At 68.5% G+C, this 23,036-nt stretch carries 27 protein-coding genes; 15 read left to right on the top strand and 12 right to left on the bottom strand.

Annotated elements, in window-relative coordinates; translation table 11 throughout:
• Positions 1-3: 3 nt before the first annotated feature.
• The 5 genes from K5880_RS11645 (at position 4) to K5880_RS11625 (ending at position 3,860) form a co-directional block, all read left to right on the top strand.
• Positions 4-372 carry a flagellar biosynthetic protein FliO gene (locus K5880_RS11645; protein ID WP_297651987.1) on the top strand — a complete coding sequence of 123 codons (369 nt, stop codon included), beginning with the start codon at positions 4-6 and terminating at the stop codon, positions 370-372.
• Positions 359-1,132 carry a flagellar type III secretion system pore protein FliP gene (fliP, locus tag K5880_RS11640; RefSeq protein ID WP_297651984.1) on the top strand — a complete coding sequence of 258 codons (774 nt, stop codon included), beginning with the start codon at positions 359-361 and terminating at the stop codon, positions 1,130-1,132. Before K5880_RS11645 ends, fliP begins: the two co-directional genes overlap by 14 nt.
• 9 nt (positions 1,133-1,141) lie before the next feature.
• Entirely contained in the window at positions 1,142-1,411 is a 270-nt protein-coding gene (gene fliQ, locus K5880_RS11635; protein ID WP_297651982.1) for a flagellar biosynthesis protein FliQ, read from the top strand.
• Between the two features lie 9 nt (positions 1,412-1,420).
• Positions 1,421-2,188: a flagellar biosynthetic protein FliR gene (fliR, locus tag K5880_RS11630; protein WP_297651979.1), complete on the top strand. Its 768-nt coding sequence runs from the start codon at positions 1,421-1,423 to the stop codon at positions 2,186-2,188.
• A 118-nt stretch (positions 2,189-2,306) separates the two neighbouring features.
• Positions 2,307-3,860, top strand: a complete 1,554-nt coding sequence (locus tag K5880_RS11625) for a methyl-accepting chemotaxis protein (RefSeq protein ID WP_297651976.1) — start codon at positions 2,307-2,309, stop codon at positions 3,858-3,860.
• Between the two features lie 12 nt (positions 3,861-3,872).
• Here K5880_RS11625 and K5880_RS11620 read toward each other — a convergent pair whose 3' ends face one another.
• The 3 genes from K5880_RS11620 to K5880_RS11610 form a co-directional block, all read right to left on the bottom strand.
• Positions 3,873-4,271, bottom strand: a complete 399-nt coding sequence (locus K5880_RS11620; RefSeq protein ID WP_297651973.1) for a YciI family protein — start codon at positions 4,269-4,271, stop codon at positions 3,873-3,875.
• Between the two features lie 14 nt (positions 4,272-4,285).
• A complete protein-coding gene (locus tag K5880_RS11615; RefSeq protein ID WP_297651970.1) occupies positions 4,286-5,869 on the bottom strand; it encodes an MFS transporter in 1,584 nt (527 codons plus the stop codon).
• 86 nt (positions 5,870-5,955) lie between these two features.
• Positions 5,956-6,561: a TetR/AcrR family transcriptional regulator gene (locus K5880_RS11610; protein ID WP_297651966.1), complete on the bottom strand. Its 606-nt coding sequence runs from the start codon at positions 6,559-6,561 to the stop codon at positions 5,956-5,958.
• 105 nt (positions 6,562-6,666) lie between these two features.
• On the opposite strand from K5880_RS11610, the gene K5880_RS11605 reads away from it, so the two are divergent.
• Positions 6,667-7,380 carry a hypothetical protein gene (locus K5880_RS11605; protein WP_297651963.1) on the top strand — a complete coding sequence of 238 codons (714 nt, stop codon included), beginning with the start codon at positions 6,667-6,669 and terminating at the stop codon, positions 7,378-7,380.
• Here the strand turns inward: K5880_RS11605 and K5880_RS11600 are convergent, their stop codons facing one another.
• Both K5880_RS11600 and K5880_RS11595 read right to left on the bottom strand, forming a co-directional pair.
• Complete coding sequence (locus tag K5880_RS11600) at positions 7,381-8,010, bottom strand: response regulator transcription factor (protein WP_297651960.1); 630 nt, start codon at positions 8,008-8,010, stop codon at positions 7,381-7,383.
• A complete protein-coding gene (locus K5880_RS11595) occupies positions 7,988-9,133 on the bottom strand; it encodes a response regulator (protein ID WP_297651957.1) in 1,146 nt (381 codons plus the stop codon). The genes K5880_RS11600 and K5880_RS11595 overlap by 23 nt, the downstream gene beginning before the upstream one ends.
• A gap of 158 nt (positions 9,134-9,291) precedes the next feature.
• Here K5880_RS11595 and K5880_RS11590 point away from each other — a divergent pair, with 158 nt between their 5' ends.
• From K5880_RS11590 to K5880_RS11565, 6 genes are all read left to right on the top strand, one after another.
• Positions 9,292-9,735: a hypothetical protein gene (locus tag K5880_RS11590; RefSeq protein WP_297651954.1), complete on the top strand. Its 444-nt coding sequence runs from the start codon at positions 9,292-9,294 to the stop codon at positions 9,733-9,735.
• A 61-nt stretch (positions 9,736-9,796) separates the two neighbouring features.
• Positions 9,797-10,159 carry a response regulator gene (locus K5880_RS11585; RefSeq protein WP_297651952.1) on the top strand — a complete coding sequence of 121 codons (363 nt, stop codon included), beginning with the start codon at positions 9,797-9,799 and terminating at the stop codon, positions 10,157-10,159.
• Between the two features lie 39 nt (positions 10,160-10,198).
• On the top strand, positions 10,199-12,313 hold the full coding sequence (locus tag K5880_RS11580) for a chemotaxis protein CheW (protein ID WP_297651951.1): 2,115 nt from the start codon (positions 10,199-10,201) through the stop codon (positions 12,311-12,313).
• A 55-nt stretch (positions 12,314-12,368) separates the two neighbouring features.
• Positions 12,369-13,259 carry a CheR family methyltransferase gene (locus K5880_RS11575; protein WP_297651949.1) on the top strand — a complete coding sequence of 297 codons (891 nt, stop codon included), beginning with the start codon at positions 12,369-12,371 and terminating at the stop codon, positions 13,257-13,259.
• Entirely contained in the window at positions 13,246-13,905 is a 660-nt protein-coding gene (gene cheD / locus K5880_RS11570) for a chemoreceptor glutamine deamidase CheD (protein ID WP_297651947.1), read from the top strand. Before K5880_RS11575 ends, cheD begins: the two co-directional genes overlap by 14 nt.
• A gap of 12 nt (positions 13,906-13,917) precedes the next feature.
• On the top strand, positions 13,918-15,015 hold the full coding sequence (locus tag K5880_RS11565; protein ID WP_297651945.1) for a chemotaxis response regulator protein-glutamate methylesterase: 1,098 nt from the start codon (positions 13,918-13,920) through the stop codon (positions 15,013-15,015).
• Here K5880_RS11565 and K5880_RS11560 read toward each other — a convergent pair whose 3' ends face one another.
• Together K5880_RS11560 and K5880_RS11555 are read right to left on the bottom strand one after the other, a co-directional pair.
• Positions 15,016-15,729: a hypothetical protein gene (locus K5880_RS11560; protein WP_297651943.1), complete on the bottom strand. Its 714-nt coding sequence runs from the start codon at positions 15,727-15,729 to the stop codon at positions 15,016-15,018.
• Between the two features lie 142 nt (positions 15,730-15,871).
• Positions 15,872-16,363, bottom strand: a complete 492-nt coding sequence (locus tag K5880_RS11555) for a cupin domain-containing protein (RefSeq protein WP_297651941.1) — start codon at positions 16,361-16,363, stop codon at positions 15,872-15,874.
• A 130-nt stretch (positions 16,364-16,493) separates the two neighbouring features.
• On the opposite strand from K5880_RS11555, the gene K5880_RS11550 reads away from it, so the two are divergent.
• On the top strand, positions 16,494-17,018 hold the full coding sequence (locus K5880_RS11550; RefSeq protein ID WP_297651939.1) for a DUF2889 domain-containing protein: 525 nt from the start codon (positions 16,494-16,496) through the stop codon (positions 17,016-17,018).
• 97 nt (positions 17,019-17,115) lie between these two features.
• Entirely contained in the window at positions 17,116-18,012 is an 897-nt protein-coding gene (locus K5880_RS11545) for a c-type cytochrome (RefSeq protein WP_297651937.1), read from the top strand.
• A gap of 7 nt (positions 18,013-18,019) precedes the next feature.
• Here K5880_RS11545 and K5880_RS11540 read toward each other — a convergent pair whose 3' ends face one another.
• Together K5880_RS11540 and K5880_RS11535 are read right to left on the bottom strand one after the other, a co-directional pair.
• Positions 18,020-18,421, bottom strand: a complete 402-nt coding sequence (locus K5880_RS11540) for a hypothetical protein (RefSeq protein WP_297651935.1) — start codon at positions 18,419-18,421, stop codon at positions 18,020-18,022.
• A gap of 39 nt (positions 18,422-18,460) precedes the next feature.
• Complete coding sequence (locus tag K5880_RS11535) at positions 18,461-19,936, bottom strand: MFS transporter (protein WP_297651934.1); 1,476 nt, start codon at positions 19,934-19,936, stop codon at positions 18,461-18,463.
• A 127-nt stretch (positions 19,937-20,063) separates the two neighbouring features.
• Between K5880_RS11535 and K5880_RS11530 the strand changes: the two genes are divergently transcribed.
• Positions 20,064-20,975: a LysR family transcriptional regulator gene (locus K5880_RS11530; RefSeq protein WP_297652043.1), complete on the top strand. Its 912-nt coding sequence runs from the start codon at positions 20,064-20,066 to the stop codon at positions 20,973-20,975.
• A 129-nt stretch (positions 20,976-21,104) separates the two neighbouring features.
• Here the strand turns inward: K5880_RS11530 and K5880_RS11525 are convergent, their stop codons facing one another.
• From K5880_RS11525 to K5880_RS11515, 3 genes are all read right to left on the bottom strand, one after another.
• A complete protein-coding gene (locus K5880_RS11525; protein ID WP_297651933.1) occupies positions 21,105-21,437 on the bottom strand; it encodes a type II toxin-antitoxin system HicB family antitoxin in 333 nt (110 codons plus the stop codon).
• On the bottom strand, positions 21,434-21,688 hold the full coding sequence (locus tag K5880_RS11520; protein WP_297651932.1) for a type II toxin-antitoxin system HicA family toxin: 255 nt from the start codon (positions 21,686-21,688) through the stop codon (positions 21,434-21,436). Before K5880_RS11520 ends, K5880_RS11525 begins: the two co-directional genes overlap by 4 nt.
• A gap of 132 nt (positions 21,689-21,820) precedes the next feature.
• Entirely contained in the window at positions 21,821-23,011 is a 1,191-nt protein-coding gene (locus K5880_RS11515; protein ID WP_297652040.1) for a serine hydrolase domain-containing protein, read from the bottom strand.
• Positions 23,012-23,036 lie beyond the last annotated feature (25 nt).

Raw genomic sequence — 23,036 nt, 5'->3', positions numbered from 1 at the left:
GATATGCTGCAAAACGCGATCCCCGCGCTGGTGCTGCTCGCCCTCATGGTCGGCATCGCGTTCGCTCTGAAATGGGCGCGCCTGCGCCTGCCCGGCGCGGTGGGCCACAGCGGCCCGCCGATGCAGGTGCTTTCCTCGCTCTCGCTCGGCCCGCAGCAACGCGTGGTGACGGTGCAGGTCGGCCAGGGAGATGCCGCCGTCTGCCTGGTGCTGGGTGTCTCGGCCGGTAGCGTGAACGCGCTGCATCAGATGCCGCTGCCCGCCGGGATGGCGGACGCAGGCACGCCCATCGTCACGCCCGCCACCGGTTTTGCCGCACGCCTGGCCCAGCTCACCCAACCGAACAAGGCCCATCCCCATGCGCCACGCTGACACCTTGCGCAGCGGTCTGCTGCTGGCCACCCTCGCCCTCTGCGCCACCGGCGTGTGGGCACAGGGTGCCCCGGCCGCACCCACCGGGCCTTCATTGCCCTTGATGGTCGGCCAGGGCGCGGGCGGCACCAGTTATTCGGTGCCGATCCAGACGCTGCTGTTCTTCACCGCGCTGTCCTTCCTGCCGGCGGTGCTGTTGCTCATGACGGGCTTCACCCGCATCGTGATCGTGCTTTCGCTGCTGCGGCAGGCGCTGGGCACACAGTCGGCCCCACCCAACCAGGTGATCGTCGGCCTCTCGCTGTTCCTCACGCTGTTCGTGATGGGCCCGACGCTGGACCGCGTGTATGCCGATGCCTACGAACCCTATTCCAGGAACGCCATCAGCTTCGACCAGGCGCTGGAGCGCGGCCAGGCGCCGATGCGCGAGTTCATGCTCAAGCAGACGCGCCAGTCCGACTTCGAACTTTTCGCCAAGCTGGCCAAGCTGCCCAACGACGTGACCGCTCAGAACGCCCCCTTTCGCGTGCTGGTGCCGGCCTTCGTCACCAGCGAGCTCAAGACCGCGTTCCAGATCGGCTTCATGATCTTCATCCCCTTCCTGGTGATCGACATGGTCGTCGCCAGCGTGCTGATGTCGCTGGGCATGATGATGCTGTCGCCCGTGCTGGTGGCCCTGCCGTTCAAGCTGATGCTGTTTGTCCTTGCGGATGGCTGGAACCTGCTCATTGGTTCGCTGGCCGCATCGTTCGCCACCTAGGAAAAAGACATGGATCCGCAAGCCGCTCTCACGATGGCGCAGAACGCGCTGTTCCTGCTGCTCATGGTGGCCGCGCCGGTGCTCGGCGTGGTGCTGGGCGTGGGCCTGCTGGTGAGCCTGTTCCAGGCCATCACGCAGATCAACGAGGCCACCCTGGCCTTCGTGCCCAAGCTGATCGCGGCCATCGCGGTGTTCGCCATCGCGGGCCCCTGGATGATGACCACCATGGTCGAGTTCATCCGCCGCACCATCCTCTCGATTCCGAACTACGCCATCTGACGGCGCGCCATGCCCACGTTCACCGAAGCGCAGATCATGGCGCTGGTCTCGCCGGTGTTCTGGCCCTTCCTGCGCATCCTGGCGGTGTTCTCCAGCGCGCCCATCTTTTCCTCGCGCTCGGTGCCCATGCGCACGCGTGTGGCCCTGGCCATGCTGGTGGCACTGTGTGCGCAGGCCGGTCTGCCTGAACAGCAGACCGTCGCCCTCACCGACCCCCAGGCGTTCTCGGTCGTGATGCAGCAGGTCATCGTGGGCATTGCCATCGGCCTGGCTGTGCGCATCGTGTTCGCTTCGGTCGAGCTTGCGGGCGAGCTCATCGGCCTGCAGATGGGCTTGAACTTTGCCGGCTTCTTCGACCCCACGACCAATGCGCAGTCCAGCACCGTGGGCCGCTTCTTCGGCAACACCACCATGCTGCTGTTCGTGGTCATGGGTGGGCACCTGATGCTGCTGCAGGCGGTCATCGCCAGCTTCAACACCTTCCCAGTGGGTGGCAGCGCCTTCGAGTCCATCAACCGCATGGCGTTGCACGAACTGGGCGCAATAGTGTTCCGCTACGGGCTGTGGATCGCCCTGCCCATGATCGGCATGCTGCTGTTCATCAACATCGTGCTGGGCTTCATCTCGCGCATCGCGCCGCAGATGAACGCCTTCGCCATCGGCTTCCCGCTCACGCTCTCGGCCGGCCTGGTGGGCATTGCCTTCACCCTGCCCATGCTGGACGCGCCGGTGGCCGCGCTCATGAAGCTGGCCACCGAGATCTTCACCGGCGGCTGAGCCGCGCAGCCGCGCCGCCGGTCAGCCCGCGCTACATCGGCCCGCGCTGGTGCCGAAACAGTCCTGCAAGGTTTCCCGGCATGCGCCGCGGACCCTGCACGTCCCACAGGAGAAGCTCATGAAACTTCGCACCCAGATCCTCTGCCTCGGCCTGGCCGGGGCTGCGCTGGTCTCGGCCGCTGGCGGCATCGGCCTGCTGGCGGTTTCGTCCATGGCCACCAAGGTCGAGGCCTCGGCCCTCTCCGGCCAGGCGCTGCAGGCCGCGCTGAGCGCGGACATGATGCACGACGCGCTGCGGGGCGACGCCCAGCGCGCGCTGCTGGCCGTGATGAAGGGCGACACCGCCACCATCGCGGCCGCGCGCACCGACCTGGACGACCACGTCGCCACACTCGACACGGCGCTGAAGAAAATCGCCGAATCTGGCATCGATGCTGAGTCGAAAAAGGCGCTCGACAACACCTTGCCCGTGGTGGCGCAATACATGGAAGCTGCCAGGGCCGTGGTCTCCGGCGCCGCCCAGGGAGTGGCCGAGGCCGAGGCACAGATACCCGCGCTGAACACGGCCTTCGCCCAGCTCGAAGACCAGCTGGAAAACCTCTCCGGGCTGATCGAGGAAGATGGCGCCGCCATTTCCGAAGCAGCCTCTGCCAGCGTGAGCCAGTCGCTGTGGACCATCACCATCGCGGTGCTCGTGGCCACGGTCGTCCTGGTGGCCGGCGCGCTGTGGGTGGCGCAGCTCATGGCCATTCCCATGGGTCAGGCGGTCACGGCCGCGGGCCACCTGGCCGACGGCAACCTCACCATGCCGATCGCGCTGGTGGGCAATGACGACACGCGCCAGCTGCTGGAAGCCATGCGCACCATGCAGCAACGCATCAGCCAGACCGTGAGCCACGTGCAGGACAACGCGGCGCTGGTCTCGGATGCCAGCGCGCAGATCGCCCAGGGCAACACCGACCTCTCCACCCGCACCGAGCAGCAGGCCTCGGCGCTGGAGGAGACCGCCGCGTCGATGGAGGAGCTGGGCACCACCGTGCGCCAGACCGCCGACCACGCCAGCAAGGCCAACGAGCTGGCGCTCAACGCGTCCCAGGTCGCGGTCGAGGGCGGCGACGTGGTGGGCAAGGTCGTGGAGACCATGAAGGGCATCAACGAAAGCTCGAAGAAGATCGCCGACATCATCGGCGTGATCGACGGCATCGCCTTCCAGACCAACATCCTCGCGCTGAATGCGGCAGTGGAGGCCGCGCGGGCGGGTGAACAGGGCCGCGGCTTCGCCGTGGTGGCCTCCGAGGTGCGCAACCTCGCGCAGCGCAGTGCCCAGGCCGCCAGGGAAATCAAGGGCCTGATCGACACCAGCGTGGAGCGCGTCGCCAGCGGCACCGTGCTGGCCGATCAGGCCGGCGTGACCATGCAGGGCGTGGTCAGCGCCATCCGCCGCGTCTCGGACCTGGTGGGCGAGATCAGCAGCGCCACAGGCGAACAGAGCGCCGGCGTGGGCCAGGTGGGCGAGGCGATCAGCCAGATGGACAAGGTCACGCAGCAGAACGCCGCGCTGGTGGAAGAGAGTGCCGCAGCCGCCGAGAGCCTGAAGACGCAGGCCCTCCAGCTGGTTCAGGCGGTCTCGGTCTTCAGGCTCAACCGCCAGCCCCTGCTGGGCTCGTCGTGAGCCGCGAGACGGTCAATGGCGGGCCGGCGTTTCGCAGCTGTCCCTGAAGGCGCTGCAGCGTTCGTCTTCCACGGGCCGCACCTCGAATTCCAGCCCGCAGGCCATGCAGGGGTTTTGCGCCGCGAGCGCGGCGGCTTCTTCCAGGCTTCGGGCAACGAAGAACCAGTAGCCGCCAATGATTTCCTTGGCCTCGGTGAAGGGGCCATCCGTCACCCCCTTGCGGCTCACCAGCCGGGCGGGCGCGGCCAGGCGCTGCCCGCTCTTCATGCGGCCCTCGGCCACGAGCCGGTCGTGCCAGACATAGAAATCATCGATCGCCTGCTGGATCTCCTCGGGGGATTTGTCGGCGTCCCACTGACCGCGCGAGAGCACGAGGTAGTCGGACAGCGGTTGGTCGGGGTTCGAGCTCATGGGCGGGGGTCTCCTTAGCGTTCGGCAATGTAGTGCGACATGCGCGCGCTCTCGCCCTCGGCCAGGAACGCGCGCAACTCGGTCTCGATCGCGTGGTCGGCCACGGTGGCGCGGGCACGCTGGTGCAGGTAGTCGGCCCAGGAGGCGACGATGAAGCGTTCCACGTAGCGCGAGGGTTCGCCCAGGTCCCGGTAGACGCGCCAGAAGGTGGCGCCGTCGCGGCGGCGTGGGGCTTTCATGCGGGCGATGGTGTCCAGGAAGGCCGGGTCCGAGCCCGGGCGGATGCGGTAACCCACCTCGACCGCCACCGGCCCGGCCTCAGGGCTGGGCTCGGCCTCGATGAACAGCTCGTCCCACGGCGTGCCCTGCGTGACCTCGGGGTCGCCGCCCACGCGCAACGGGAACGGTCGCACCAGCAGCAGGCCCGCGGCCATGAGCACGCCGGCGGTCACCAGCGCCGCGGTGAGGCCGGCGATGTCGGAGACCGCGCCCCAGAAGGCCGAGCCGATGGCGAAGGCGCCCAGCGCAGAGACGATGTGCAGAGCCACCGCGCGCGAGCGCACCCAGGGCGGCGCGCTGGCCTGGGTGGCGGTGTTGAAGGTGGACATGGTGGCCATCCAGGCGGCGCCACCGAAGGCCATGGCGGCATACACCAGGCCGGGCACGCGCACCCAGGCGGCGATCAGCATGACGGCGGCGAACACGGCGCAACTGATGCCGACGATGGTGTCCAGCCCGAAGCGCGCACGCAGCCGGCCGATGACCAGGCCCGAGGCCACCGCCCCCGTGCCCAGGCAGCCCATGAGCAGGCCGAAACCTTCCGCGCCGGTGCCGAGCTGGCGCTGCGCGATCACCGGCAGCAGCGCCCACAGCGCCGAGCCGGCGGCACTGAAGGCCATCACGCGCACCAGTTGCGCCAGGATGATGCGCGAATGCCACGCGAAACGCAGGCCGCTGAGCGTGCCGCCCCACAGGCGCTCGGCTGGCAGTGTGGAAGGCGGGTGTGCGCGCGGCGGCCAGCGCCGGATCGACTCCCACATCACCGCCGTGGTGACCACGGTCACGGCGAACACCCAGCCCGCGCCCAGCCGTGCGAACAGCAAGCCGGCCAGCGTCGGGCCGATGGCGCGCGCGGCGTTGTAGGCGATGCCGATGGCGGTGATGGCCTGCGGCCACTCACCGCGCGGCACCGGGTCGACCACCGAGGAGTTCCACGCCGGCGTGATCATGGCGGTGCAGCAGCCGCAGACAAACACCAGGAACAGCACCGACGACGGTCCGCCCCAGCCGCCCAGCACCAGGGCGGCCAGCAGCGCGCAGGCGGCCACCTGCGCAAGCAGCGCGCCCGAGATCAGGCGGCGGCGGTCGGTGGTATCGGCGAGCACGCCGGCGGGCAGCGCCAGCAGGAACATGGGCAGGAACACCGCGGTCTGCACCAGCGCCGCGAGGAACGAGGAACCCGTGAGCTCGACCATGAGCCAGGCCGCCGCCATGGTCTGCATGCCCGCGCCAATGAAGAAGATGCCACCGCAGATCCACAGGCCCCGGAAGGCGGGCTGGCGCAGCGGACTCCAGATGGAGGTGGACGGGGCGGGCATCGGGGCATTATTCCGCAGGGTCCACCCCCGTGGCCCACGGCCGCACGACCGACCCTGTGGTTCACACGGCCCGACGCCCTGTTCGCTCACCCGACGGGTGTCCCGAGTACGGCCTGCATCAACTGACGGCGCGATGCGCGAAACCGCTCTGGCGTCCAGCGGCATTGCGTCACGAGCAGGTGCCAGGCGCTGGGCGCCACGAACGAGAGGAACAGGTCCGCCAGCCACGCCGTGTCGGCCCCTTTCGGGAGGGCGCCGGCCGCCGCCATGCGACCGAGGATGCGCTCCAGGCCGCGGTGCAGCCCCATGTTGAAGAAGCGGTCATTCCAGGCCAGGGCAATGTCGGGGTCCACCACGGCATCGGTCTCCAGCTGGTAGGCCACCGGGTAGACGATGGGCAGGTAGTCGATCCACACGTCGGCAAACGCATGGAGCGCGCTGGCATCCGCCACATCGCTGCGCGCGATCTCGGACAGGCGGCGCACATGGTCCGTTTGCGCGTCCCGGTGGCGCACCATCGCCACCAGCAAGCCAGGGCGGCTGCCGAAGGCATAGAACAGCGTCTGGCGCGACACCCCGGCGGCGGCGGCCAGCTCGGCCATGCCCACCCCCATGCCACCGGGCTCGCTCATGCGCCGCCACGCGGCTTCGAGCACCGCATGCCGCGTGTCTGCAGAAATCGATTTGGCCATTCAGAAACAGGGCGCCCACCGTGACGGCAGGCTGACGAACGGAAGTTTACACGCGTTAACCTGACGTGGTAGCTTTACGCACGTTAACCTTTTTTGGAGATGACCATGACGCACGATCAAGCTGTGTCCCTGCACATTCTGGTGGGTTCGCTGGCGCTGCTGCTGTACTGGATACCCCTGCTCTCGCGCAAGGGTGGCGCGCGCCACAAGGCGTTTGGCCGGCCCTTCTTCATCTCGCTGGTGCTTGTCGCCCTGACAGTGGCGCCGCTGCTGTTCCTGCGCCCCGGGCCCTTCGACCCGGCCTACGTAGTGCAGTTCGCCTACCTGTCCATCGGCCTACTGACGGTTTCGGCCCTCGGGTGGACGGCCATCCGGTGGAAAGACCAGCCCGAGCGCTTCCGGGGGTGGCATTTCAAGCTGCTGGGGCCGGTGCTGCTCCTGCTCGGCACGGTCGTGCTGGGTGCGGGCATGGCCAAGGGGGACCCACTGCCCGTGGTGCTGTCATCGGTCGGCCTGTTCTACGGGACCACCATGGTGCGCTTTGCGTGGGTGCGCGGGCCCTTGCATCCGACCTGGTGGCTGAACTGGCACCTCAATGCCGTGTGCGGCCTGTTCACGGCGGTTCACGGCACCGTGCTGTTCGTGGCATGGCAATGGTGGGTGGCGCCGCAGGCCGGGCGCGAGGTGGCGGCCCTGTTTCAGTTGCTGGTGCTGGTCATGGCCATCGCCCTGCGCTTGTGGTTCGGCGCGCGGCGTGGCGTGCCGCTGCGTTTCAAGCTCGAGCGCGGCACGCCAGCGCTGGGTGCGGCGCGCGCCTGATCAGACGATCCCGTTGCGGATCGCGTAGACCGTGAGTTCGGCGTTGTTCGCCAGGTGCAGCTTCTCGAGCACGCGGGCGCGGTAGACACTCACGGTCTTGGGGCTGAGCATGAGTTCTTCGGCGATGTCGCTGAGCTTCTTGCCCGAGGCGATCTTCTGCAGCGTCTGCAGTTCGCGCTCGGACAGGCTGGCGTGCAGTTCCTCGCTCTCGGGGGCGTTGAGGGTGTCCACCAGCATCTGGGCCACGTCGGCGGTGACGTACTTGCGGCCCTGCATCACGGTGCGGATGGCGGCCACCAGCTCGGCCGGCTCGCCGGCCTTGTTGAGGTAGCCGCGCGCGCCGGCGCGCAGGCAGCGGATGGCGTACTGGTCTTCCGGGTACATGGAGACCACCAGGGTCTTGACGGTCGAGCCCTCTTCCTTCAGTGCGCCCAGCACCTCCAGGCCACCGCGCCCGGGCATGTTGAGGTCCAGCACGAGCACGTCGCATTCCACCTTGCGCATGAGGTCGCGCAGTTCGGGGTAGCTGGCGGCCTCGCCGACCACCTGGATGTCGGTGGCTTCCGAAATGGTGTCGCGGATGCCGCGCCGCACCATGGCGTGGTCGTCACACAAAATCACCTTGATCATGGGGCTCCTCATCGGCCTGCGCCGCGTTGTCCGGGTTGCTTGAAGACAGGGGCACCGACAGGATGACCGAGGTCCCCCGGGGTGACGAACTCACGTCGAGCCAGCCGCCGACCTTGGCCGCGCGCTCGCGCAAGCCCAGCAAGCCGAAGGACTTGGCCTTTCGCAGGGCCTGTGCGTCCAGGCCCTTGCCGTTGTCTGTGACTTCGAGCGTGAGCACGCCCTCGCGGTCGCTCAGGTCGATGTCGACCGTGCTGGCCTCGGCGTGTTTGCTGACGTTGGTCATGGCCTCCTGCGCGGTGCGGTAGGCCACCAGTTGCACCTCGCGCGGCACGTCGAGCTGCTCGGACGAGCGCCGCACCGACACACGCAACCCGCTGCGTCGCTCGAATCCGGCGGCCAGCCAGAGCACCGCTGCCACCAGCCCCTGGTCGAGGATCGGCGGTCGCAGATTCATCATGATGCGCTGGCTCGCGCCCAGCGCGTGCTGCAGCATCTCCATGGCCGAGCCCAGGTGGCGCTGCACGCTGTCGTCCACCGCGTGCCGCCCGACCCAGGCCAGGTCGAGCTTGACGGCGGCGAGCGCGCCACCGATGTCGTCGTGGATTTCGCGCGCGATGTCCGCGCGCTCCTGCTCGATGCTGGTCTGCAGGTGCTCGGCCAGCTCGGCCAGGCGCCGGCGCGACTCGGCCAGCTCGGCGTCGGCGGCGTCCTTGGCCCGCCGGGTCTCGCTCACCTCGATCGCACGCTGGATCACGTGCGACAGGCGGTGCATGCTGTCCTTGAGCAGGTAGTCACTCACGCCGCGGTGCATGGCATCGACCGCGGCGGTCTCGCCGATGGCGCCCGAGAGGATGATGAAGGGGGTCTTCATGCCCATCTCGCACAACTCGTCCCAGGCGTCCATGCCGGTGAAGCCCGGCAGGTGGTAGTCGGCCAGCACGACGTCGTAGTGCGCGGTCTGCAGCTCGCGGCGGAAGTCGTCCACCGTGTCCACCAGCACCACCTCGCTGCCGAGCTGGCTGCGCTGCAACGCGAACTTCACCAGCGCGTGGTCCACCCGTGAATCTTCCAGATGCAGGATGCGGACAGGAGGTCTGTCCGTGGTCTCAGGCGGTCCGCTCATGGTGTGGAGGTGGGGTGCTGAACGCCGCTTTGCGCCCATGGCAGGGCGGGCAAGCGGGAAATTGGTGCTGAATTCGGCCCGTTATCTGTCGATACAGCGGGGGACAGATGTTGAAAATTGTAATACCCGCCCAACCGCGAGCCCTCCCCACCCACATCATGGAAGACCCGACGATGCAGCAGACCTCCCCGTCTGTCTCCTTGCCCGTGAATCTGGTGGCCGACCTCCAGGATTCGTTGCTCATGGCGATGACCGACCTCCAGCGCCTCGAAGGTCTGCTGGACCACGCCACCAGCAATCTGCTGGAGCGCTTCGGCTCGGCCAACCAGGCCCTGGGGCATCTGAGCGCCGAACGTGGCGAGGAACTCACCCCGATCCGCCACAGCCTGCACCAGGCGGTGACCGAGCTGCAATTCCACGACATGGCGACCCAGCTGATCGTGCACACCGGCAAGGTGCTGCAGAGCTGCGCCTGGCGCCTGGCCGACCAGGCCATGGAGCCCGAGGACGACGAGCTGCCGCTGAACCTCGACCCGATGCCCGAGCGTCCCAGCCCGGTGACGCAAAGCGAGATGGACGCCGGCTCCATTGACTTGTTTTGAGCATGGGCCGATTCAAGCCCGCGCCCGAATTGCCGATATTTGAACCCAAACGGAGTAAGCCATGCGATCGATTCTTGCCGTAGACGACTCGGCTTCCATGCGAAAAATGGTGGCCTTCACGCTCACGGGGGCGGGCTACCACGTGGTCGAGGCCGTGGACGGGCAGGACGCCTGGGACAAGGCCCAGACGCACAGCGTCGATCTGGTGCTGACGGACCAGAACATGCCCAACCTGGACGGACTGGGCCTGACACGCAAGCTGCGCGCGCACCCCAAGTTCAAGAGCGTGCCCATCCTGATCCTGACCACCGAGTCCAGCGATCAGATGAAGCAGCTCGGCCGCGCCGCGGGCGCCACCGGATGGCTGGTCAAGCCGTTCGATCCGGGCCGCCTGCTCGAAGTGATCCAGAAAGTCATCCGTTGATTGCAACGCGCTGCCCCATTGCAGCCAAGGAGACCCCACATGGGTGAAATGATGAACGAGGGCCAGAGCCTCGGTAACGACATCGACCTGAGCCAGTTCTACCAGATCTTCTTCGAGGAAGCCGGCGAGAACCTCGACCAGATGGAGCAGATGCTGCTCGCGCTCGACCTGGAGAAAGCCGACGACGAGGAGCTCAACGCCATCTTCCGCTGCGCGCATTCGATCAAGGGCGGCGCGGCCACCTTCGGCTTTGCCGACGTGGCCGAACTCACACACCAGATGGAGTCGCTGCTGGACAAGCTGCGCCGCCACGAACTCACCCCCACGGCCGCCATGGTGGACGTGTTGCTGGAATCGTCCGACGCGCTGCGCGGCCTGCTGGGTGCCCACCAGGGCCGCGGCGGCACGCCGCCCGCCACGGCCGATCTGGTCGCGCGCATCAGCGTGCTGGCGCATGGCGAGGACGCCGAGCACACCGAACCCGAGCCCGCCCCGGTGGTCGTGGCCGCACCGGTTTCCGCACCTGCACCCGCGCCTCGCAAGGCGGCCGCGGCCAAGGTCGAGCGCGACCTGGAAATCCACATCGGCCCGCTGGAGAACCCCTCGCAGGCCGACGGCATTGCCGACCTGTTCCGCGACATTCCCGGCCTGGGCACGGTCGAGGCCCTGCCCTGCGACCTGAGCACCAAGCGCGTCTGGCGCGCGCGCACCAGCGCCAGCGACGGTGACCTGATGGACCTGTTCACCTTCCACGTGGGCAAGGACGACATCCGCATCGTCGACAACAGCGCAGTCGCCGCCGGCGCGGCGCCCCTGGACGATGAGCCCATGGGCACGGGCCACCCCAATCCCACCACCGAAGGCCGCGACTACGGCTTCTTCGAGGGCGCGCCCGGCGTGCCGAACGCCTCCGCGCCCGCGCCCGCGGCTGCCGCACCGGTCAAGGTCGCCCCCAAGGTCGCCGCGGGTGCCCCCACCGGTGCCGGCCTCGAATCGAGCACGCTGCGCGTCTCGGTGAGCAAGGTCGACCAGCTGATCAACCTGGTGGGCGAACTCGTCATCACCCAGGCCATGCTGGCGCAGAAGAGCCGCGAACTCGATGACGCCAGCAACCAGCCGCTGCTGGCCGGCCTGGCCGACCTCGACCGCAACACCCGCGACCTGCAGGAAGCGGTGATGTCGATCCGCATGATCCCGATGTCGGTGGTGTTCAACCGCTTCCCGCGCATGCTGCGCGACCTCGCCAGCAAGCTGGGCAAGAAGGTCGAGCTGGTCACGCAGGGAGAATCGACCGAACTCGACAAGGGCCTGGTGGAGAAGATCACCGACCCGCTGACCCATCTGATCCGCAACAGCTGCGACCACGGCATCGAGATGCCCGAGGAACGCCGCTCCAAAGGCAAGAGCGAACACGGCACGATCACGCTGTCGGCCACGCACGAAGGCGGCTCGATCCTGATCGAGGTGCGCGACGACGGCAAAGGCCTGTCGCGCGAGAAGCTGCTGAAGAAGGCACGCGAGAAAGGCATCGACGCACCCGACTCGATGACCGACAGCGAGGTCTGGAACCTGATCTTCGCGCCCGGCTTCTCCACCGCCGACGAAGTGACCGACGTGTCCGGCCGCGGCGTGGGCATGGATGTGGTCAAGAAGAACATCGCCGCACTCAACGGCACGGTGGAAATCGCCTCGGCCGAGGGCTTCGGCATGCGTGTCTCGGTGCGCCTGCCGCTGACGCTGGCCATCATGGACGGCATGTCGGTGCGCGTCAGCGACGAGGTCTACATCCTGCCGCTGTCCAGCGTGATCGAATCGTTCCAGATCAAGCCCGAGGACATCAACACCATGGGCCAGGGCGCCCAGGTGGTGAAGGTGCGCGACGAATACATGCCGGTGGTGGAACTGGAGCGCGTGTTCCAGGTGCCGCGCTTCGAGTTCAACGGCACGAGCCCCATCATGGTGGTGGTGGAAGCCGAAGGTGCGCGCGTGGCGCTCATGGTCGACGAGCTGCTCGGCCAGCAGCAGGTTGTCATCAAGAACCTGGAGTCGAACTACCGCAAGGTGCCCAACGTCTCGGGCGCCACCATCCTGGGCGACGGCAAGGTCGCCCTGATCCTCGACACCTCCGGGCTGGTGCGCCGCACACGGCACTGAGCCAGCGCTCCGCACCGCCACCTGGCGCCCATCGCACATCACACGTCAGGCCCCCATGCTGCTGCAGTCCACCCCCCCGAAGCGCGTGCCCGTTCCCCTGGCACGGTCCATCGCGCCTGCGACCGACGACGGCCCGCTGGCCGAAGGCCGCGAGTTCGTCTGGTCCGATGCCGACTTCACGCGCATCAAGGCCCTGATCTACAAGAAGGCCGGCATCAGCCTGCACGACGGCAAGCACGCCATGGTGTACAGCCGCGTCTCGCGCCGCCTGCGCGAAACGGGCCACGACAGCTTCAAGACCTACCTGGACTGGCTGGAACAGCACGACGGCGCCGAGTGGCAGGAATTCATCAACGCCCTCACGACCAACCTCACCGCGTTCTTTCGCGAGCAGCACCACTTCGGCATCCTGAACGACCTGCTGGCCGCGAAGCGCAGCCAGCCCTGGCGCATCTGGTGTTCGGCCGCCTCCACCGGCGAGGAGCCCTACTCCATCGCCATGACGGCCACAGAGGCGCTGGGCACGTCGGGTTCGTTCCAGATCGTCAACAGCGACATCGACACCAAGGTGCTGGCCACCGCGCAACGCGGCGTCTACAAGGCCGACGGGATCAAGGGGCTGAGCCCCGAGCGCATGCAGAAGTTCTTCATGCGCGGCAAGGGCGGCAACGCCGGGCTGATGCGCGTCAAGCCCGAGCTGCAGAAGCACATGGAGTTCCTCAGCGTCAACCTGATCGAGAACCTGCCGTTTCGCGAACCCTTCGACGTGGTGTTCTGCCGCAACGTGATGATCTATTTCGATGCCCCCACGCAGCGCGCCGTGCTCGAACGCATCCACCGCGTCATGAAGCCCGGCGGCATGCTCTTCGTCGGCCATGCCGAGAACTTCAGCGACGCCCGCAACCTCTTCGCCCTGCGTGGAAAGACGGTCTATGAGCGCATTTGACGCCGCCGCCACGCGCGCCCCGGCCGGCGGCGCCTCGCGCCTGGATGCCCTGAAGGCCCGACCGCCGAAGCCGGGCGAAGCCAGCTTCTTCTACCAGGACCACCACTTCAAGCACGACGCGGTCAAGGTGCTGCCCGGCGAGTACTACGTGACCGCCGACGACCTGGTGGTGATGACGGTGCTCGGTTCCTGCATCGCCGCCTGCATCTGGGACCCGCGCGTGCGCGTCGGCGGCATGAACCACTTCATGCTGCCCGACGGCGGCAACGATTCGAGCGGGCGCTACGGCTCCTATGCCATGGAACTGCTGATCAACGAGATGATCAAGCTCGGCGCGCGGCGCGAGACCATGCAGGCCAAGGTGTTCGGCGGTGGCCAGGTGATGCACAGCTTCACCACCATGAACGTGGGCGAACGCAATACGCAGTTCGTGCTCGACTACCTGCAGACCGAGCGCATCGCCGTGATCTCCAAGGACGTGCTCGACATCCACCCGCGCAAGGTGTGCTATTTCCCCGCGAACGGCAAGGCCATGGTCAAGCGGTTGGCGCACTCGCATCCCGAAACACTCGAAACACAGGAGCGCAAGGGCAGCGCGGCGGTGGTGGCCAAGGCCACGTCGGGCGGCTCGGTCGATCTTTTCTGAGGGAGCACAACAATGGCAAAGATCAAAGTGGTGGTGGTCGACGACTCGGCACTGGTGCGCAGCCTGCTCACCGAGATCATCAACCGCCAGACCGACATGACCTGCATCGGCGCCGCCGCCGACCCGCTGGTGGCGCGCGAGATGATCCGCGAGCTCAACCCGGACGTGATCACGCTCGACGTGGAAATGCCGCGCATGGACGGCCTGGAGTTCCTCTCGCGCCTGATGCGCCTGCGCCCGATGCCGGTGGTGATGGTCTCCACCCTCACCGAACAGGGCGCCGAGATCACGCTGCGCGCGCTCGAAATGGGCGCGGTGGACTTTGTGGCCAAGCCGCGCATCGGCGTGAGCAGCGGCCTGAACGAACTGGCGGGCGACATCCTCGACAAGATCCGCGTGGCGGCCGCCGCCCATGTGAAGCGCCTGGCGGCGCCCTCTCCCGCGGCCGGCGCACCGGCCTCGGGTGGCGCGGCCCACCATGAAGCGCCGCGCGCGCCGCTGCCGCGCGTGTCCACCGAGAAGATCATCTGCATCGGATCGTCCACGGGTGGCACCGAAGCCATCCGCGAGGTGCTGGTGCCCATGCCGGCCGATGCGCCCGCGATCGTCATCACCCAGCACATGCCGCCGGGCTTCACCACCAGCTTCGCCAACCGGCTCAACGCGCTGTGCCGCATCCGCGTGGCCGAGGCGCGCCATGGCGAACGCATCCTGCCGGGTCATGCGTACATCGCCCCCGGTGGTCACCACCTGCGCATCGACCGCAGTGGCTCCAACTACGTGGCCGTGGTCGAGGACACCGAGCCGGTCAACCGGCACCGGCCCTCGGTGGAGGTGCTGTTCAAGTCGGCCGCGCGCGTCATCGGGCCCAATGCCATCGGCATCATGCTCACCGGCATGGGAGCCGACGGCGCCACCGCCATGCGCGAGATGAAGGACGCCGGCAGCTACAACTACGTGCAGGACGAGGCCAGCTGCGTGGTCTTCGGCATGCCCCGCATGGCCATCCAGCATGGCGCGGCGCACGAGGTGCTGCCACTGAGCCAGATCGCCCCCGCGGTGCTGAACCGCCTGGCCAGCGCACCGGCCGGCGTGCGCCACCGGATCTGATCAGACCCGCTCGCTGACCAGGCTGCCGACTTCCACCGGCGCCGGGCTGCCGTTGCCTTGTTCGTCGTAGGCCACCACCTCGGCCACCGTGCCATCGGCGGCCACGCCATCACCGACGACATCCAGCGCGGTCTCGTCCGGCTCCGGCATCACCGGCCAGGCCAGGGCCGCCTGGGCGGGCTTGTCGGCCTCGCTGCCGGGCGCCGGCAGGGGTTTGCGCGGCAGGGTCGAGGCCGCCACCGCCGACAGGTCGGGCGCGGTGTCGCTCTGGTTGCCGGGCACGTCCCCGGCCCTGGCCGGCTCTATGCCCAGGGCACGGTCCACCACGGCGGCGCTGGCCTCCCACATGCGCGAGAGCACGTTCTGCAGGTGCTCGACCGCCTTCTTGTCCTTGGCCTGCTCCTTTTCGGCCGCCTGGACAGCTTCCTGGCGCATCTTGCGCTGGGCCGACTGCTCCTGCAGCGCAGCAGCCGATGTCTCGCCCGGGGCAGCCGCCGTGCCGTCGGTGGCGGCGTTGCGCCCATCGGCGTCCGGGCGCCCGGGGGCGGCCGGCTGCGGGGCGGCCCGCCCGTCGCGGCCGAAACCCATCTGCGCCTTGCCGTCGCTGCTCCCCGCCTGCACGGGTTGCACGGGCGCGACCGGCGACACCGGCGCGACAGCGGCGGAGACCGGCGTCGGCCAGGACACGGCCGTGGTACTTGAAATGTTGAGCATGGGCTTCCCCTGACGGCAGCCACCGGACAAAACAGGCCCGGTGTTCTTGCCGGGTTTTTCGGCGGCTCCAACGGGAACTTGAGGACTTTTTTCCACGTTGCGCCGCCAGCGGGCTGCGCCCCCCGGGGTCATGCCCCCGGGATCAGACCCCGCCGGTGGGGTGCGTGGGGTCCACCCACAGCACCTCTTCGGGCTTTTCCACCGGTTCGATGTCCAGGTTGACCGCCACCGCCTGCCCGTCGCTGCGGCACAGCACGCACTCCAGCAATTCGGTCGGGCTGGCGTTGATCTCCTGGTGCGGCACGAAGGGCGGCACGTAGATGAAATCGCCCGGGCCGGCCTCGGCGGTGAACTCCAGCTGCTCGCCCCAGCGCATGCGCGCGCGACCGCGCACCACATAGATCACGCTCTCCAGCGGGCCGTGGTGGTGCGCGCCCGTCTTCGCGTTGGCGTGGATGGTGACGGTGCCGGCCCAGAGCTTCTGCGCGCCCACGCGCGCGAAGTTGATCGCCGCCTTGCGGTCCATGCCCGGGGTGGAAGGCACGTTGCCGTCGAGCTGGTTGCCCGGGATCACGCGCACGCCGTCGTGTTTCCAGGCGGGCGCGTGGTCATCGTGGTGGTGGTCGTGCGTCATGGCGGGCCGCTCCGTGGGGGGATGTCCTCAGTGTGCCACCGCCAAACAGGGGCATGACCGAAAATCCCCCTGGCCCCGCGCCGATGGAGAGACCGCTTTGCCCCTGCCCCCACCCCAAGCCCGCACCCCCATGCACACGCGCCGCGTCGAATACCGCGGCTTCCGCCGTGACGACGGCCTGTGGGACATCGAGGGCGAGCTGCACGACAGCAAGCCCCACACGTTCGAGATCGAAGGCGAAGGCCGCTGGGAGGCCGGCCAGCCGGTGCACCACATGCGCCTGCGCGTCACCTTCGACGAGACCATGGTGATCCGCGACATCGCTGTCGCCATGGACGCGCATCCGCACGGCCCCTGCCCCGAGGCCATGGCTCCCATGCAGCGCATGGTGGGCGAGGTGCTGGGCAAGGGCTGGCGCCAGACCATCCAGCGCCACCTGGGCGGCATCCAGGGCTGCACCCACCTGCGCGAACTGCTCTTCAACCTGGCCACCGCCGCGTTCCAGACCCGCTCGGACTCGTTCGCTCCGCCCGCCGACGGCCGCCCGCCCCAGCACCTGGGCCAGTGCCTGGCCTGGGACTTCAACGGCCCGGTGGTGGAGAAGGTCTATCCGGTTTTCTTCCGCTGGCAGCCGCCTGCGACCCGGGTCCCGTAAGGCCACGGTCGCAGTGCCGCGCGCGACAGCGGCCCTTGACGCCAGCGCGCCGCGCGCGTGAAATGCCCCCGGTGGTTTCTCCACCGGAGGCGAAGCAATGACGAAGAAGAAGACGTGGGTGCGGGCACTGCTGTTGGTGCTGGGTTCGGTGGTGCTGCTGGCCGTCATCGCGCTCGGCCTGGGCCTGATGCTGGCCGAGCGCAAGATGCAGCGCACGGTGAACGTGCCGGCGCAGCCGCTCGCGCTGCGCGAGGACGCGGCCTCGGTCGAACGCGGCAGGTATCTGTTCGCATCGCGTGGCTGCGTGGACTGCCACGGCGCGACCGGCACCGGCCGCACTTTCGTCGACGACGGCAGCCTCGTTATCGCCGGCCCCAACATCACCACCGGCCCCGGGGGCGTGGTAGCCGCTTACCAGCCTGTGGACTGGGTGCGCGCCATCCGCCACGGCGTGAACCCGCAGGGCCGCCCGCTGATGATCATGCCCAGCGAGGACTACAACCGCTTTACCGACGACGACCTGGCCTCGCTCGTTGCCTATGTGCGCTCGCTGCCACCGGGCAACGGGCAAGGCGCCACCGTGAAGTTGCCGCTGCCCGTGAAGGCGCTCTATGGCTACGGCGCCATCCGGGATGCGGCCGCGCGCATCGACCACAGCCTGCCCCCGCAACAACCCGTGCCCGAAGGCGTGACGCCGGAACACGGCAAGTACGTGGCCAACATGTGCATCGGCTGCCATGGCGAGAACCTGGCTGGCGGCAAGATCCCCGGCGGCCCGCCCGACTGGCCACCGGCGTCCCGACTTCCCCCGGGCGAAGGCAGCGCGATGGTCCGCTACCCCGACGCCGAGGCCCTGATCGCCATGTTCCGCAGCGGCAAGCGGCCCGACGGCACGGCGGTGCAGGTGATGCCGTTCGAATCGCTGCGCGAGATGAGCGAGACGGATCTGCGGGCGCTGTACCTGTACCTCAAGGGCTTGCCGGGCAAGGGCTGAACAGACCCTAGCCCGCACGCTGCGGCGAAAACCGCTCGGCGATGAGGTAGCTGGCGAACAGCACGACCATCAGGGTGTCGACCACGATCGACACACCCACCTGAAATGGCAGAAAAGGCTGGCCCAGCGAGAGCACGAGCGCGATGAAGATCACCTTGCTGGTGCCCGCGACCAGCAGCGCGACGGTTCGAATCTGTTCACGAAACGCACCGCAGATCAGCAGAACGCCCATCAACCCGATGAGCGCACCCCAGTTCCTGACGACAATCTCTGCGACCGGGCCTTCGATCGACTGCCCGAAGTTCGAGCGCAATGCGGCGTCCGGTGCAAGCAGCGCATGGAACATGGTGCAGGTCAGCAGGCCGGAGGCCAGCATCACCCACTTGATGGATCGGCGAAGCAGGTTCATGGGGTCCTTGGCGAGAGAAATGACGGGGCAGCAGACCCGTCAGTGTGCATCAGCCTGACGCCGGTTCGCCGTGCGGGCCAGCAGCGTGACCAGCCCTGCGGTGGCCACGAAGCCCGCCGCCACCCAGAAGCTCAGGCGCAGCCCCGCCGTGAGCGCCTGCGGGCTGGCGGCAGCCAGGGGCTGCATGGATGCACCGGCCTGGAACACCGCGCCCATCACCGACGCGCCGGTGATCAGCCCCAGGTTGCGCGACAGGTTGAGCAGGCCCGAGACCACCCCGCGCTGGTCGGCGCCCGCGTGGGCCATCACCGCCGTGTTGTTGGCGGCCTGGAAGGCGGCGTAGCCGGCCGTGATCAGCGCCAGCGCGGCCGCGTAGCCTGCCACGCCCCATACCGCCGATGAGAACGGCAGCGCCACGCTGCCGGCGAACATCAGCACCAGGCCCGCAGCGCCCACGCGGGGCGCGCCCCGGCGGTCCACCAGCCGGCCCGCCGGCGCACCGACCAGCGCGGCCACCGCCGGGCCCACCGACATCACCATGCCCAGCCGCAGCGCATCGAGCCCGAGCGCGCCGGCCAGGTAGAACGGCCCCACCACCAGCGTCGCCATCACCACCGCGGTGACCAGGGCGCTGGTGGCAAAGCCCGCGGCCAGCACCGGTTCGCGCAACAGCGCCAGCCGCACCAGCGGCGCTACCGCCCGGCGCTGCGCCCACACGAACGCCGCCCCGCCTGCCACGGCAACAAGCAGCAGCCCCGCGTTGAGCGCACCCCACCTGCCCTGCCCCAGCGTCATCGCCAGGGCGTAGCTGGTCAGCGTGAAACTGAGCAGCGCGGTGCCGATGAGGTCGAAGCGCGGCGCACGCGGCCGGGCCGGCGACGGGCCTGCCGGCCTGTCATCCGGCAGGTGGCGCCACACCATGGCCAGCGCCACCAGCCCCAGCGGCACATTGAGCCAGAACACCGCCGACCAGCCCCAGGCGCCGATGAGCAGGCCGCCCAGGGCGGGGCCGAGCGCGGTGCCCACGGCCGAGACCGTGCCCAGCAGACCCATGGCACTTCCCGCGCGCGCCTGCGGCACCACCTCGCTGACCAGCGCCAGGGTCAGTGCCATCATGATCGCCGCGCCCACGCCCTGCACCACGCGCGCGGCCACCAGCGGCCACAGGCCACTGGCCGCGCCACCCAGCGCCGAGCCCAGCGCGAAGACCGCCAGACCGACCAGCAGCAGACGGCGCCGGCCGATCAGGTCGCCCAGGCGCCCGGCGCTCACCACCAGTGCGGTGATCGTCAGCAGGTAGGCAATCACCACCCACTGCACCGACGCAAACGGCGCCGCGAACGCCTGCGCCAGGCTGGGCAGGGCCACGTTGGCGATGCTGGCGCTCAGCGATGGCAGCAGCATGCCCAGCGACAGGGCGACGAGGACGCCGCGCGCGGCCGGGCGCGCCGGGGCGCCGGAAGAAGGTGCGGACAAGACGGCATTGGCCGCCCCTTGAGGTGTGGAAGATGGCATGAAGGTGCTCCTGCAAAGGTGTGTACCGATGCTAGGAAGCGCCGCCACAGGGCGGAAGGCGCACCGCATGCATTCCACAAGTGCATGCGACGCCACACCAGCCGCCGGCGTGCTATGTTGCCGCCCTGTGTCCACGCCCGATTTCAACCTGCTGCTCACGCTCGACGTGCTGCTGACCGAGCAGAACGTGGCGCGCGCAGCGAAGCGCCTGCAGCTCAGCCCCTCGGCCATGAGCCGGGCGCTGGCACGCCTGCGCGAAACCACCGGCGACCCGCTGCTGGTGCGCGCCGGGCGCGGCCTCGTGCCTACACCGCGCGCGCTGCAACTGCGCGAACAGCTCGGCCCGCTGGTGCAGGCGGCCGAGGCCGTGCTGCGCCCGCTGCAGCGGCTGGACCTCGGCATGCTCGAGCGCGCCTTCACCCTGCGCTGCAGCGACGGCTTCGTGGAAAACTTCGGCGCCGCCCTGGTCGACCGCGTGGCCGCCGAGGCGCCGGGCGTGCGTCTGCGCTTCGTGCAGAAGATCGGCAAGGACAGCACCGGCCTGCGCGACGGCAGCGTCGATCTGGAGACCGGCGTGGTCAGCTCCGTCATGGGCCCCGAGATCCGCACCCAGGCCCTGTTTCGCGACCGCTGGATCGGCGTGGTGCGCAAAGGCCACGCGCTGATCGGCACCCGCCCCAGCGCGGAAACGTTTGCCCGGGCCCGCCACGTGGCCGTCTCGCGGCACGCGGGCACCGCCGCCGCGGCCGACGCCAACCCCATCAACGACGCCCTCGCCGCCCTTGGCCTGCAACGCCAGGTGGTCGTCACCACCAGCGGCTACGTCGCCGCGCTCGCCCTGGTGCGCGGCACCGATCTGATCGCCTGCGTGCCCGAACGCCACACCGCGAATCTGCGCGCCGGCCTGCATGCCATGGAGCTGCCCTTTATCACGCCGCCACTCAGCGTCTCGCTGTTCTGGCACCCGCGCTTTCAGGCGGACGCGGCGCATGTGTGGCTGCGCGGGGTGGTAATGGGATGTTGCGGGGGTGGGGGCTGAGAAGCGCCGATTGCCCAAGACCATGACCGCGCTGCTCCGCAGCGGCAATCGGTCCGATGGCACGGAAGTACACGTGATGTCAGGAAGAGTGAACGTACAGGCCGACGGGACGCCTGTCGGTTCGAGCGCTCAAACGTGGCTTGCTTCTTCCAGAACTTCGGTGGCCCACTGATTGAGGCTCTTGCCCGCAGCTTGGGCGGCGACCAGTGCGGCACCATGAACTTCGGGCGGAACGCGCAGCATGAGCTTGCCAGAAGCAGGCTTCTCCGGTCGAACACCTTGCTCCTTGCAATCGCGCAGGAACTCTTCGATGGCCGTCTCGAACTCGGATCGAAGTTCGACCACGGTTTCGCCATGAAAACTGATGATCGTGCGCAGACCCAGAACCCGGCCCACAAAGATGTTGTCGCGTTCATCGAACTCGATTCTTGCGGTGTATCCCTTGTGATTCATGGTGTTCATGGCTTGATTCCTAAGCGTTCCAGCAACTCGCGAACCTCTTCTACCTGATAGCGCCTGGCTTCCTTGCCGGGGTGTGGACGGTGACAGTGCCACTGCTCGCCCTGCAATGTGAGCTTGATGCGTGAGCCCTCACGTTCCTTGATTTCTCCACCCAGCGCCACCACCAAAGCCTCGATATGAGAGAACACGATCGTCGCCGAGGTCGGGCGGGCGAAGATGGCATGAAACGTCTTCAGGTGCTTGGCGTTCACAGTCTTGGATGCTAGCGTTTATTGATATCAAACGCAAGCATCAAGTGATAGCAAACGGCGGGGTTCGGAGGTTGCCGACGCGGAGCTGATCCGCGCCACGTTGCAGTCATTCAGTCGTTCACCACTGCACCTTCACCCCACCACCGCCCCATACACCAGCCCCCGCATCTTCATGCGGTAGTGGATCCGCTGGTTCGGTGCCTGCGCCATGAAGAGCGCGAAGAGCTCCAATTCGGGGTCGACGAAGAAGTGGGTGCCACCGATGCCGCTCCAGTGGTAGGTGCCCAGGGAGCCGTGCACGTTGGCTTCGCCCAGGCGGGTGCGCACGGCAAAGCCCAGGCCGAAGCCATGGCCGGCGGGCAGCAGGGGGTTGTCGGCGTGGGGCACGGTGCCGCCCAGGTGGTCGGCCGTCATGAAGGCCAGGGTGTGGGGCGAGACCAGGCGCTGCCCTTCGAGTTCGCCGCCGCGGTGCAGGCACTGCAGGAAGCGCGCGTAGTCGTGCGCGGTGGACATGAGGCCACCGCCGCCCATCTCCAGCACGGGCACTTCGCGCGGGTCGTGCATGGGCATCTGCGTGCCGTTGCCGTCGGGGTCGTGTTCGAAGGCTTCGGCGATGCGGCCGTGGTGTTCGGGCGGCACGTGGAAGGCGGTGTCGTGCATGCCCAGCGGCTGCAGGATGGTCTCGCGCAGGAAGGCGCCGAGCGGCTGGCCGGTGATCACTTCGATCACGCGGCCGAGCACGTCGGTGGCGCGGCTGTAGGCCCAGGCGCTGCCGGGCTGGTGGGCCAGCGGCAGCGCGGCGATGCGTTCGCACAGCTCGGCGTTGGTCTGGTCGCGGCTGCCCAGCCCGGCCGCGCTGTAGAGCGCATTCACGTGGCCGTTGCCGGTGAATTCGTAGGTCAGGCCGGCGGTGTGGCGCAGCAGATCCTGCACGGTGCTCGGCCGCGTGGCGGGCACCAGGGCCACGCCGTGCGGGCCGGGCACGGCCACCTGCTGCTGCATGAAGCCAGGAACGTACTGGCCCACCGGGTCGCTCAGCAGCAGCCGGCCCTGCTCCACCAGCATCATGGCCGCCAGCGAGACGATGGGCTTGGTCATGGAGTAGATGCGGAAGATCGCGTCCGTGCCCATGGGCGCATCGCGCGCGGGGTCGAGCCGGCCGATGGCGGCGTCGAGCACCACGCGGCCGCGCCGCGCGATCAGCACCCGGGCACCGGGCAGGTGGCCGCGGTCGACGTCGCGCTGCAGCGCGTCGACGATGCGCTGCGTGCGTTCGGGGCACAGCCCCACGTCGGCCGGCGAGGCCGTCGGCAATCCGTGCATGGTCATTGGGAAACCTCCGCGCAGC

The sequence above is a fragment of the Hydrogenophaga sp. genome, assembly GCF_025699295.1.
Lineage (GTDB): Bacteria > Pseudomonadota > Gammaproteobacteria > Burkholderiales > Burkholderiaceae_C > Hydrogenophaga.
The sequence above is the reverse complement of the archived record's forward strand: the minus strand, read 5'-3'. Positions and strand labels throughout refer to the sequence as shown.

Excerpts from the sequence above, each read along its gene's own strand:
- K5880_RS11645 (WP_297651987.1), top strand. The coding sequence starts at position 4 with ATGCTGCAAAACGCGATCCCCGCGCTGGTGCTGCTCGCCCTCATGGTC.
- fliP (WP_297651984.1), top strand. The coding sequence starts at position 359 with ATGCGCCACGCTGACACCTTGCGCAGCGGTCTGCTGCTGGCCACCCTC.
- fliQ (WP_297651982.1), top strand. The coding sequence starts at position 1,142 with ATGGATCCGCAAGCCGCTCTCACGATGGCGCAGAACGCGCTGTTCCTG.
- fliR (WP_297651979.1), top strand. The coding sequence starts at position 1,421 with ATGCCCACGTTCACCGAAGCGCAGATCATGGCGCTGGTCTCGCCGGTG.
- K5880_RS11625 (WP_297651976.1), top strand. The coding sequence starts at position 2,307 with ATGAAACTTCGCACCCAGATCCTCTGCCTCGGCCTGGCCGGGGCTGCG.
- K5880_RS11620 (WP_297651973.1), bottom strand. The coding sequence starts at position 4,271 with ATGAGCTCGAACCCCGACCAACCGCTGTCCGACTACCTCGTGCTCTCG.
- K5880_RS11615 (WP_297651970.1), bottom strand. The coding sequence starts at position 5,869 with ATGCCCGCCCCGTCCACCTCCATCTGGAGTCCGCTGCGCCAGCCCGCC.
- K5880_RS11610 (WP_297651966.1), bottom strand. The coding sequence starts at position 6,561 with ATGGCCAAATCGATTTCTGCAGACACGCGGCATGCGGTGCTCGAAGCC.
- K5880_RS11605 (WP_297651963.1), top strand. The coding sequence starts at position 6,667 with ATGACGCACGATCAAGCTGTGTCCCTGCACATTCTGGTGGGTTCGCTG.
- K5880_RS11600 (WP_297651960.1), bottom strand. The coding sequence starts at position 8,010 with ATGATCAAGGTGATTTTGTGTGACGACCACGCCATGGTGCGGCGCGGC.
- K5880_RS11595 (WP_297651957.1), bottom strand. The coding sequence starts at position 9,133 with ATGAGCGGACCGCCTGAGACCACGGACAGACCTCCTGTCCGCATCCTG.
- K5880_RS11590 (WP_297651954.1), top strand. The coding sequence starts at position 9,292 with ATGGAAGACCCGACGATGCAGCAGACCTCCCCGTCTGTCTCCTTGCCC.
- K5880_RS11585 (WP_297651952.1), top strand. The coding sequence starts at position 9,797 with ATGCGATCGATTCTTGCCGTAGACGACTCGGCTTCCATGCGAAAAATG.
- K5880_RS11580 (WP_297651951.1), top strand. The coding sequence starts at position 10,199 with ATGGGTGAAATGATGAACGAGGGCCAGAGCCTCGGTAACGACATCGAC.
- K5880_RS11575 (WP_297651949.1), top strand. The coding sequence starts at position 12,369 with ATGCTGCTGCAGTCCACCCCCCCGAAGCGCGTGCCCGTTCCCCTGGCA.
- cheD (WP_297651947.1), top strand. The coding sequence starts at position 13,246 with ATGAGCGCATTTGACGCCGCCGCCACGCGCGCCCCGGCCGGCGGCGCC.
- K5880_RS11565 (WP_297651945.1), top strand. The coding sequence starts at position 13,918 with ATGGCAAAGATCAAAGTGGTGGTGGTCGACGACTCGGCACTGGTGCGC.
- K5880_RS11560 (WP_297651943.1), bottom strand. The coding sequence starts at position 15,729 with ATGCTCAACATTTCAAGTACCACGGCCGTGTCCTGGCCGACGCCGGTC.
- K5880_RS11555 (WP_297651941.1), bottom strand. The coding sequence starts at position 16,363 with ATGACGCACGACCACCACCACGATGACCACGCGCCCGCCTGGAAACAC.
- K5880_RS11550 (WP_297651939.1), top strand. The coding sequence starts at position 16,494 with ATGCACACGCGCCGCGTCGAATACCGCGGCTTCCGCCGTGACGACGGC.
- K5880_RS11545 (WP_297651937.1), top strand. The coding sequence starts at position 17,116 with ATGACGAAGAAGAAGACGTGGGTGCGGGCACTGCTGTTGGTGCTGGGT.
- K5880_RS11540 (WP_297651935.1), bottom strand. The coding sequence starts at position 18,421 with ATGAACCTGCTTCGCCGATCCATCAAGTGGGTGATGCTGGCCTCCGGC.
- K5880_RS11535 (WP_297651934.1), bottom strand. The coding sequence starts at position 19,936 with ATGCCATCTTCCACACCTCAAGGGGCGGCCAATGCCGTCTTGTCCGCA.
- K5880_RS11525 (WP_297651933.1), bottom strand. The coding sequence starts at position 21,437 with ATGAACACCATGAATCACAAGGGATACACCGCAAGAATCGAGTTCGAT.
- K5880_RS11515 (WP_297652040.1), bottom strand. The coding sequence starts at position 23,011 with ATGCACGGATTGCCGACGGCCTCGCCGGCCGACGTGGGGCTGTGCCCC.